This window comes from Streptomyces sp. NPDC029044, assembly GCF_040637495.1.
Classification (GTDB): domain Bacteria; phylum Actinomycetota; class Actinomycetes; order Streptomycetales; family Streptomycetaceae; genus Streptomyces.
The window spans coordinates 1-9,542 of record NZ_JBEZWN010000119.1; the positions used below are offsets into that span (position 1 = coordinate 1).

9 protein-coding genes and 1 pseudogene are annotated in these 9,542 nt (G+C 73.5%); 7 read left to right on the plus strand and 3 right to left on the minus strand.

Annotated features, from left to right (window positions below):
- Positions 1 to 145: 145 nt before the first annotated feature.
- The gene (locus AB0E85_RS39025) at positions 146 to 1,822 is read left to right on the plus strand and encodes an ABC transporter permease subunit (RefSeq protein ID WP_361937524.1); all 1,677 of its coding nucleotides are present in this window, start codon (positions 146 to 148) and stop codon (positions 1,820 to 1,822) included.
- 228 nt (positions 1,823 to 2,050) lie between these two features.
- The gene (locus AB0E85_RS39030) at positions 2,051 to 2,938 is read left to right on the plus strand and encodes a universal stress protein (RefSeq protein WP_361937516.1); all 888 of its coding nucleotides are present in this window, start codon (positions 2,051 to 2,053) and stop codon (positions 2,936 to 2,938) included.
- A gap of 4 nt (positions 2,939 to 2,942) precedes the next feature.
- Here the strand turns inward: AB0E85_RS39030 and AB0E85_RS39035 are convergent, their stop codons facing one another.
- The 3 genes from AB0E85_RS39035 to AB0E85_RS39045 form a co-directional block, all read right to left on the minus strand.
- Positions 2,943 to 3,968 (minus strand): 6-phosphofructokinase, encoded by a 1,026-nt coding sequence (locus AB0E85_RS39035; protein WP_361937517.1) that lies wholly within the window; start codon positions 3,966 to 3,968, stop codon positions 2,943 to 2,945.
- A 177-nt stretch (positions 3,969 to 4,145) separates the two neighbouring features.
- Positions 4,146 to 5,324 carry an acyl-CoA dehydrogenase family protein gene (locus AB0E85_RS39040; RefSeq protein ID WP_361937518.1) on the minus strand — a complete coding sequence of 393 codons (1,179 nt, stop codon included), beginning with the start codon at positions 5,322 to 5,324 and terminating at the stop codon, positions 4,146 to 4,148.
- 76 nt (positions 5,325 to 5,400) lie between these two features.
- Positions 5,401 to 5,775: a ferredoxin gene (locus tag AB0E85_RS39045; protein WP_361937519.1), complete on the minus strand. Its 375-nt coding sequence runs from the start codon at positions 5,773 to 5,775 to the stop codon at positions 5,401 to 5,403.
- Positions 5,776 to 5,904: 129 nt separating this feature from the next.
- Here AB0E85_RS39045 and AB0E85_RS39050 point away from each other — a divergent pair, with 129 nt between their 5' ends.
- The 5 genes and pseudogenes from AB0E85_RS39050 to AB0E85_RS39070 all read left to right on the plus strand — a co-directional run.
- Positions 5,905 to 6,264, plus strand: a complete 360-nt coding sequence (locus AB0E85_RS39050) for a DUF6479 family protein (RefSeq protein WP_361937520.1) — start codon at positions 5,905 to 5,907, stop codon at positions 6,262 to 6,264.
- 258 nt (positions 6,265 to 6,522) lie between these two features.
- A complete protein-coding gene (locus tag AB0E85_RS39055; RefSeq protein ID WP_361937521.1) occupies positions 6,523 to 7,029 on the plus strand; it encodes a SigE family RNA polymerase sigma factor in 507 nt (168 codons plus the stop codon).
- Positions 7,030 to 7,040: 11 nt separating this feature from the next.
- Positions 7,041 to 7,568 carry a cellulase gene (locus tag AB0E85_RS39060; RefSeq protein ID WP_361937522.1) on the plus strand — a complete coding sequence of 176 codons (528 nt, stop codon included), beginning with the start codon at positions 7,041 to 7,043 and terminating at the stop codon, positions 7,566 to 7,568.
- Positions 7,569 to 7,704: 136 nt separating this feature from the next.
- Positions 7,705 to 8,979, plus strand: coding sequence for a bifunctional glycosyltransferase family 2/GtrA family protein (locus AB0E85_RS39065; RefSeq protein WP_361937523.1), 1,275 nt, complete (start codon positions 7,705 to 7,707; stop codon positions 8,977 to 8,979).
- Positions 8,980 to 9,059: 80 nt separating this feature from the next.
- Positions 9,060 to 9,473, plus strand: a pseudogene (locus AB0E85_RS39070) (hypothetical protein); the annotation flags it as partial.
- Positions 9,474 to 9,542: the final 69 nt, after the last annotated feature.

Below are 9,542 nucleotides of genomic sequence, written 5' to 3' on the forward strand. Positions count from 1 at the left end.
TTACCCCCCCCCCCCACCCCCCACACACCCCCCCGCCCCCCCCCCCCCCCACCCCCCCCCCCCCCCCCCCCCCCCCCCCCCCCCCCCGGCCCCCCCCCCCCCCCCCGGGGGCGGGGCCCCCGCCCGGGCCCTCGCCGGGGCCGCCCTGCTGGCGGCGGTGGCCACGCTGCCGTGGCTGTCCGGCAGCGACCCCGCGCGCACCGTGCTGCGGGCCCGCTCGGCGGACGTGGATCCGACACCCGCGCAACTGGCCGCCGTACGCGAGCAGCTGGGCCTGGACGAAGGCCCGTGGATCCACCTCGCGCACTGGCTGGGCGGCCTCACGCGCGGGGACGCGGGCGTCTCATGGGTCTCCGGATCGCCGGTCATGCCGCAGGTGGGCACGGCCCTGTCGGTCTCCCTGACGCTGATGCTGGGCGCGTTCGCGGTCACGGTGCTGGTGGCCGGGCTGGTGTGCGCCCGTACGGTGTTCCTCGGTTCGCGGCGCCGGCTGCGGCAGGACCGGGCGGGCACCACGGCCGCCGTCCTCGCGTCACTGCCGAAGTTCCTGCTCGCCTCGGTGCTGGCCACCGTGTGCGGGGTGTGGTGGGGATGGTTCCCGTCCAGCGGGTGGGAGGGGCCGCAGTCGATGCTGCTGCCCTCGCTCGCCCTCGGCATCCCGTCGGGCGCGATGCTCGGCGGCATGCTCGACCAGGCGCTGCCCGCCGCCTTCCACGAACCCTGGGCGCGCACGGCGTACGCCGTCGGCCTCCCGCCCGGCCGCATCGCCCGCAACGCGCTGCGCCGCACCCTGCCGGGCATCCTGCCGCAGCTGCTGCCGACCGTCGTGGCGCTGGTCGGCGGTGCGGTCGCCGTGGAGAAGATCTTCAACATCCCGGGCCTGGGCCGGCTCGCGCTCGACTCCGCCGTCGCGCAGGACCTCCCGGTGCTCCAGACCGCGACGCTGGCTCTGGTCCTGCTCGGCGTCTGCGCGGGCATCGTGATCCGCGCCCTGCGGCACGCCCTCCTCGGGCGGCCCCTGCGCGACGGCGCCCTGCCCACCCTGCACCGGCCCCCGCTCGCGGTGCCGTCCTCCCTGCGCTGGATCACCGTCGCCTGCGCCCTCGTCCTGCTCGCGCTGGTCACGGCCGGCCTGCTGCGCGACCCGCTCCAGGTCGACACGACGGCCCGGCTGCTGTCGCCGTCCCTGGACCACCCTCTGGGCACGGACGCCCTGGGCCGTGACCTGCTGGCCCGGCTGGGCCACGGTGCGCTGCGCACCGCCGGGGTCGCCCTGGCCGTCACGGCGGTCAGCGCGGTCGCCGGACTGCTGCTGGGCATGGCACCCCGGGCGAGCGCCGGTCCGACGGAGGTCGTGTCGACACTGCCCGCCGTGCTCGCGGGCCTGCTGATCGCGGGTGTGACCGGGCCCTCGGTGTGGGGCGCCGCGAGCGCGGTCTGTGCGGTGGGCTGGACTCCGTACGCCGCCCAGACCGCCGCGCTGCTGGAGCAGGAACGAGCGAGCGGGCACATCGCCGCGTCCGTCGCGCTCGGCGCGGGGCGGCTGCACCTGCTGCGCCGCCACCTGCTCCCCGCGGTGGTCCCGGCCCTCCTCCGCAACGCCCTGCTCCGCCTGCCCACGACCGTCCTGGTCCTGGCCTCCCTCGGCTTCCTCGGCCTGGGCGAGCAGCCACCCACCCCCGAGTGGGGCCGCCTGCTCTCGGAGAACCAGCCGTACGCCGAACTGGCCCCCTGGACCGTGCTGGGCCCGGCCGCCGCGCTCGTGGTGCTGTCCGTGCTGGCGGTGACGGGCAGCGTGCGGGGACGGGGGAAAGGCGCATAGGAGCGGAGGGGCCTCTCAGGCGCGGGGCCACTCTCCTCCGCGGTCCGTGAGGACCAGCCGGCGGGTCTCCCCCGGGTTCCTCCTCACGACAACGGGTCACGGCGGCCCGGGCCGCAGGCGTCAACGGCTCGTGCGACGGTCCGGACGCCGCGGCGGTACCGCCGTGGAACAGTGGACGAGAGGAGACTCGGCGCCCTCAGGGGTGCGGGCCGGACGAAGGAGGCCGGAATGCGTCCCCTCGTGCTGGCGGGCATCGACGGATCCGAGTGCGCCGCGGCAGCCGCCGGCTGGGCCGCGCGGGAGGCCGAGCTGCGCGGCGTTCCGCTACGGCTGCTGCACGCGTCTCCGCAGCTTCCCGGGACCACCGTTCCGCGCCCGGCTGTGGACCGATTGCGCGTGGTGGGCGGCCAGTTGACACAGCGGGCGGCAGAGGACCTCGCCGACCGCCACCCGGACCTCGAAGTGGAGGGCGGGCAGGCCGACGAGCCCCCGGTCGACGCTCTTCTCGGTGCGGCACGGGATGCCGGGCTCCTCGTCGTCGGCACCCGCGGGACGGGCGGTTTCGAGGGGCTGGCGGTCGGCTCGGTCGCCCTGCGGATGGCGGCAGCGGCGTCCTGTCCCGTCGTACTCGTCCCGCCCCGCCCCGGCGCCTACGCCGACAGGGCGGGCGCGCCCCGCCGCACCCCCCGGATCGTGCTGGGGTTCGACGCCCACCGTCCCGTCGGTGAGGCGGCCGGCTTCGCTTTCTCGGCCGCCCGGGCACGCGCGGCACGCCTGCGCGTGGTGCGGGCCTGGGGCCTGCCGGCCGAGTCGGTCTCCGCCCGCACCTGGGCGGTGACCGAGGAGGACCGCGCCACCTGGGAGGACCGGGAGGTGCTGGAGCTCTCCGACGCCGTCCGGCCGTGGCAGGAGAAGTACCCGCGGGTGTCGGCCACCACCGATCTCATGCTGCTCCACCCTGCGGAGGCGCTTCTGAACGCCTCCCGGAACGCGGACCTGCTCGTCGTGGGGCGTCGCACCCAGCCGGCCGTGGCCGAGGGCCGGCTGGGCCCGGTCGCTCACGCCGTACTGCACCATGCCCGTTGCCCCGTCGCCGTCGTGCCGCACGGAGGCTGACGGCTCAGCCGAAGAACACCTCGAACTCGTCGTACAGCGACGGCTCCACCGTCTTGTTCTCGGCGGTGGCGTCCGCGAGGGGCACGCGGACGATGTCGGTGCCCTTGAGGGCGACCATGCGGCCGAAGTCCCCCTCCCGGACCGCGTCGATGGCGTGCAGCCCGAAACGGGTGGCCAGCCACCGGTCGAAGGGGCTCGGGGTGCCGCCGCGCTGGATGTGGCCCAGGACCGTGGTGCGGGCGTCCTTCCGGGTGCGTGCCGAGATCTCCTGGGCCAGCCATTCGCCGATGCCGGACAGCCGCACATGGCCGAACTCGTCCAGCGACTGGTCCTTGAGGATCATCTGCCCCTCCTTGGGGACGGCTCCTTCGGCCACGACGACGATCGGCGCGTAGTTGATCTCGAACCGGCGCATCACCAGCTCGCAGACCTGATCGACGTCGAACGGCCGCTCGGGGATGAGGATGACGTTGGCGCCGCCCGCGACGCCTGCGTGCACGGCGATCCAGCCGGAGTGGCGCCCCATCACCTCCACCACCAGGGCACGCATATGTGACTCGGCGGTGGTGTGGAGGCGGTCGATGGCCTCCGTCGCGATACCGACGGCGGTGTCGAAGCCGAAGGTGTAGTCGGTGCCGGAGACGTCGTTGTCGATGGTCTTCGGCACGCCGACCAGGTTGATCCCCTGCCGGCTGAGCTCCGTCGCCGTCCCGAGCGTGTCCTCCCCGCCGATCACGACGAGCGCGTCCACCTCGTGCGCGGCCAGGGTGTCGCGCACCCGTTGCAGCCCGTTCTCGTGCTTGAACGGGTTCGTGCGGGAGGAACCCAGGATGGTCCCGCCCCGCGGGAGGATGCCCCGAACGCCGTTGATGCCGAGCGGAACGACGTCGTTCTTGAGCAGACCGAGCCAGCCGTCCCGCACACCGACGAAGTCGAACGAATACTCCTGTACGCCCTTGCGTACGACACTGCGGATCACCGCGTTGAGGCCGGGACAGTCACCGCCCCCGGTCAGCACTCCGACCTTCATGGGTCTTCTCCCGTCCGTCCGCCGCACCCCGGGGCATGTGGTTCCTCCCTCCAAGCCTCCCCCGGTTCCGACGACGCTTGCCACTCGGCGGACGCCGACCGGCAAGCTCGTGCCGTCCGCCGTGCGGGGCTCCCTGCCCGCCGGTACGGCTCCTGTGAAATCCCCGGCACGACCCCGTCAGCGCCGGACCCTCGGCATCCCCAGCCCGATCCACGAGATGATCTCCCGCTGGATCTCGTTGTTGCCGCCGCCGAAGGTGAAGATGACCGCCGAGCGGTAGCCGCGTTCCAGCTCGCCCCGCAGGACCGCGCTGGCCGACCCCTCCTTCAGGGCGCCGGGAGCCGCGACGATCTCCATCAGCCAGGCGTAGGCGTCGCGTCGGGCCTCGGAGCCGTAGACCTTGACGGCCGAGGCGTCCTGCGGGGTGAGGGTGCCGTCCTGGACCGCGCCGACCATCCGCCGGTTGAGCAGTTTCAGCGCGTCCAGCCGGGTGTGGGTGCGGGCCAGGAGGCGGCGTACCCAGGGCAGGTCGGCGACGCGGCGGCCGTCGGCGAGTTTGGTCTCCATCGCCCAGCGCTGCACGTCGTGCAGGGCCCGGATCGCCATGGTGCCGTGGGCGGCGAGGGTCACGCGCTCGTGGTTGAGCTGATTGGTGATCAGCCGCCAGCCCTGGTTCTCGGCGCCGACCCGGCGGGAGACGGGGACGCGGACGTTCTCGTAGTAACTGGCGGTGGTGTCGTGCGAGGCGAGGGTGTTGATCAGGGTGCAGGAGTAGCCGGGGTCGGTGGTCGGCACCAGGAGCATGGTGATGCCCTGGTGCGGCGGGGCGTCGGGGTCGGTGCGCACGGCCAGCCACACCCAGTCGGCCGTGTCGCCGTTGGTCGTCCAGATCTTCTGGCCGTCGACGACGTACTCGTCGCCGTCCCGTACCGCCCGGGTGCGCAGGGACGCGAGGTCGGTGCCCGCGCCCGGCTCGCTGTAGCCGATGGCGAAGTCGATCTCGCCGGAGAGGATCTTCGGCAGGAAGTACGCCTTCTGCTCGTCCGTGCCGTACTGCATGATCGTCGGGCCGACGGTGTTCAGCGCCATGAGCGGCAGCGGGACGCCGGCCTGGGCCGCCTCGTCGAAGAAGATGAACTGCTCCATGGCCGTCAGACCACGCCCGCCGTACTCCTCCGGCCAGCCCACACCGAGCCAGCCGTCCGTGCCGAGCCGCCGGATCGTCTCGCGGTAGAACCGCTTCTGTGCGGCCGGGTCGCCGTGCCGGGCGTACAGGTGGTCCGGGACCAGTTCGGCGAAGTAGGACCGCAGTTCGGTGCGCAGCCGCTGCTGCTCGGGCGTGTAGTCGAGGTGCACGGCGCCTCCAGGCTCCCAAGGCCGGTCCTGTCGGCGCACACCGTAGAACGTGTTCCAGAAATAGGGAATGGCGTTGTCAGTTCAGCGTGGCGAGGAAGTCCGTGCACGCCCGCGCGCAAGCGCGGCATGCGGCCGCCGAGTCCTCCGCTCCTGTTTGCCGGTCGAAGACGTGGGCGGCCTCCAGGCACACGGTCCGGCACCACTCCACCTGGACCCGGATCGTGCTTTCGTCCACCTGGTTCTGCTCGGACAGCACACGGCAGGTCGCGTCGCAGACCTCCGCGCACATGATGCCCTTGCGTCGTACGAGTTCCTGGTTCTCGGTGCCGTCGGGATCCACGAGGCTTGCGCGCAGCGCGCACGCCCGCGCGCACTCGGTGCACGCCTGCGCACAGGCGAAGCGGTCCTCCAGGAACCGGAACAGCTCCTGCTGGGATGTCGTCGAAGTCACACCGCGCGGGTAGCCCGGCTCGACGCCCGTCAAACCGGTGTTCGCAGCGGAGAACCGTCGACGGACGGGCCCCGGCCGGCCGGTCGAGGGGACCTGGTTCATGGTGCGGACCAGGGGTACCCGCGTGCCATGAATAGCGCATGGATGGAGATGGCCGCGGGCGGCGACGCCCCCGGCTTCGGGTTCGTCGTGACCGGTCTGGTGGTCGTGGCCCTGCTGCTGGGCGCCTTCATCCTGGGCCTGCGGCACAAGCGTCGGCGGCCGCCGCGGCCCGACGAGCAGCCCAGGCTCCCCGACGGCGGCCCGGTCCGCGAGACGCTGGAGCGCCGCGAGCCCGACGAGATGCCGAGAAGCGATGAGCGTCTGACACCGCACGAGCTGAAGACACACGGCAACCAGAGCGACCGGACCAGCGCCTCGCAGACGCGCCCGCGCTGGAACGAGGGCAGCAGCGGCGGCTTCGGCAGCGGCGGCCCGGGAGCCCGCTGAACCGCCGGCATCTCGCTCGGCACATCATGATCGACAGCCGGGCTCCGCTCCCGGCCGGCCGGACCAGCCGGCTCAGCCGAGGGTGACCGCACCTACGAAGCCACCCGCCCCGGACAGGGCCCGTGCCTGCGCACGGGCCCTTTTCCATGCCTCGCCCCCGGAGCAGTGAGGTGGATCACAGGTTTGGGGTGCAGCGCGGGGCGGGGCCCAGCGTCTTTTGAGAGGTGTAGGGGGCCACTGAGACGCAGGACGGTGAGGATGGAGCAGGTTCGGGCGGACGGCTTCGACGAGTTCGCGGCCGCCCGTTGGTCGGCGCTGCTCCATGTCGCGCGTCTGCTCACGGGGGGTGACCGGCAGCGTGCCGAGGATCTGGTGCAGGAGGCCTTGGTCAAGTTGTGGTTCGCCTGGCCGAAGGTCGCCGAGCAGGCCCCGGAGGCGTACGTCCGCACCGTGCTGGTGCGGCTGGCGGCCCGCTCGGCGCGGCGGCGCTGGTGGGGGGAGCGCCCGGTGGAGCAACTGCCGGACCGCGCCGACCCCGGCGACATGTCGTCCTCCGTCGCGGAGCGTTCGCGGCTGGAGGCGGCGCTGGCGCTGCTCTCGCCGAAGCAGCGGGCCGCGGTGGTGCTGCGCTACTGCGAGGACCTCCCCGAGGCCCAGGTCGCCCAGGCCCTGGGCTGCCCGGTGGGCACCGCGCGGTCCCATGCGTCACGCGGAGTCGCGCGGCTCCGCCAGATCCTGTCCGACGCCGTCAGGCCCGTGGGGTGAAAGGAGAACCGATGGACGACTTCGAGCGGGACCTGTCGCGGCTGATGCGCGACACCCGGCAGCACACCCCCTACGAACCCGAGCACCGGCAGCGGCTGCACGCGGGCATCCGGTCCCGCCGCCGGTCGCGATTGCTGTGGAAGGCGGGCGGCTCCGCCGTGGCGGTGGCCGGGCTCAGTGTCGGGCTGGCCCTGCTGCCCGGCATGCTCACCCGCGCCCAGCCCGCCGATCACCGGCCGCAGCCGACGACCAGCCCGACGACCTCGCCGGACAGCACACCGACGACCGCGCCGCCGGCGCCGAGCACGACGCCGACCGAGCAGCCCGAGACGACCCTGCCCGCGACCATGACCGGCGGCATCACACCGTCCGGGCCGACGAGCGAGCCGACCCGGGATCCCACGCCGACGGCCCCGGCGTCCGAGAGCCGGGCCGGCTCGACGCCGCCCGCCACGCCGCCGCCCTCCAGCACACCGACGACGGCACCCGCGTCCCCGCCGTACTCCGAGGGACCCTCCGCATCGGTCCACCCCGAGTAGGCGCCTGAGCGGCCCTCCCCGTCCGGGGGCGTCATCCCCGAACCCCTTCACCGCACCACCCGCCACGGGCGCCTTCGGCCTGCCCGGAACCGGCGCCCGGGTCTGCCCCGCGCCAGAAGAGGACCGTGACACAACCATGCGAACCGTACGGCGGTCGGCCCTGATCGACCGCCCGATACCCGAGCCGTCCGCGTTGCCCCGGCGGGCGCCCCTGCCCGCGCACCATCCGGAACCCGTCCTCGACGTGGTCGTCCCCGTGTACAACGAGGAGAACGACCTGGAGCCCTGCGTCCGGCGGCTGCACGCGCACCTCGGCGAGACGTTCCCCTACGCCTTCCGCATCACCATCGCCGACAACGCCAGCACCGACGCCACCCCGCGGATCGCCGCACGGCTGGCCGCGGAGCTGCCCGGAACGGACTGGATCCGGCTGGCCGAGAAGGGGCGGGGCCGGGCGCTGCACACCGCGTGGTCACACTCCCGCGCGCCGGTGCTCGCGTATCTGGACGTGGATCTGTCCACCGACCTCGCCGCACTGCTGCCGCTGGTCGCGCCGCTGATCTCGGGTCACTCGGACATCGCCATCGGCACCCGGCTGGCCCGGGGCTCGCAGGTGGTGCGCGGACCGAAACGGGAGATCATCTCCCGCTGCTACAACGGGCTGCTGCGCTCCACGCTCGCCGTGGGCTTCTCCGACGCCCAGTGCGGTTTCAAGGCCGTACGGCGGGACGTCGCCGAGCGGCTGCTGCCGCTGGTGGAGGACCGCGAGTGGTTCTTCGACACCGAACTGCTGGTGATCGCCGAGCGCGCGGGGCTGCGCATCCACGAGGTGCCGGTCGACTGGGTGGACGACCCCGACAGCCGGGTCCACATCCTCTCCACGGCACTGGCCGATCTGCGGGGCATGGCCAGACTCGGCCGGGCCCTGGCCGGCGGGCGGCTGCCGCTGACCGGGCTACGCCGCAGCGGCGGCGACCTCGACGGGGAGCTGCCCGCGGGCCTGGCCCGGCAGGCGGTGCGTTTCGCCGCGGTCGGTGCCGCCAGCACCCTGTGCTACCTGCTGCTGTACACGCTGCTGAGACCGGCTGCGGGAGCGCAGACAGCCAACGCGCTCGCCCTGCTCGCCAGCGCGATCGCCAACACGGCGGCCAACCGGCGGCTCACCTTCGGGGTGCGGGGCCGCGACGGCGCGCTCCGCCATCAGCTCAAGGGCCTGGCCGCCTTCGTGGTCGGGCTGACCCTGACCAGCGGTTCGCTGGCCGTCCTCCACCACACCGCGCCCGGGGCCGGCCACCGGGTCGAGCTGGCGACGCTGATCGCCGCCAACCTGGCCGCGACGCTGCTGCGCTTCCTCCTCTTCCGGGCCTGGGTGTTCCCGGCCCGCCGCACGACAGGATCCGTCTCGCCATGAGCACCATCCAGCTGCGCCGCCCGCCCTCCACCGTCGGCGGCCCCCAAGTGCCCTCCCGGAAAAGGGAGTTGCGGCAGAGGATGCGCGTCGCCGCCGTCCGCTACGGGCCCGTCCTGCTGACGTACGGCGTGCTGAAGCTGGCCGGCTTCGCCGTCTTCATGTATCTGCTGGACTCCGCGGGCGACTTCCGGAAGAAGAACCCGCGCTTCGGCGGCGGCGAACACGCCTGGGACGTGCTGGCGAGCTGGGACGGCTGGTGGTACCAGCAGATCGCCGAGCACGGGTACGACCCCGCCCTGGAGCCGGTCCCGGGCGCGAAGGGCCTGATCACGCTGGAGGGCAACTCGGCGGCGTTCTTCCCGCTGTACCCGACGCTGATGCGGCTGGTCTCGGAGTGCACCGGACTCGGTCTGTACGGCGCCGGCATGACGGTCTCCGTCGTCGCCTCGTTCGTCGCGGCCCTCGGCGTCTACGCCGTGGTGAAACGGCTGGGCGGCGGCCACCGGCCGAGACAGTGATCCTGCGTCCACGGACGCCGCACGCGTGAGCAAGAGCAGTGCACG

Bases quoted from the DNA above. Each gene is read 5' to 3' on its own strand.
- AB0E85_RS39030 (WP_361937516.1), top strand. From the start codon at position 2,051: ATGCGTCCCCTCGTGCTGGCGGGCATCGACGGATCCGAGTGCGCCGCG.
- AB0E85_RS39035 (WP_361937517.1), bottom strand. From the start codon at position 3,968: ATGAAGGTCGGAGTGCTGACCGGGGGCGGTGACTGTCCCGGCCTCAAC.
- AB0E85_RS39050 (WP_361937520.1), top strand. From the start codon at position 5,905: ATGAATAGCGCATGGATGGAGATGGCCGCGGGCGGCGACGCCCCCGGC.
- AB0E85_RS39055 (WP_361937521.1), top strand. From the start codon at position 6,523: ATGGAGCAGGTTCGGGCGGACGGCTTCGACGAGTTCGCGGCCGCCCGT.
- AB0E85_RS39060 (WP_361937522.1), top strand. From the start codon at position 7,041: ATGGACGACTTCGAGCGGGACCTGTCGCGGCTGATGCGCGACACCCGG.
- AB0E85_RS39065 (WP_361937523.1), top strand. From the start codon at position 7,705: ATGCGAACCGTACGGCGGTCGGCCCTGATCGACCGCCCGATACCCGAG.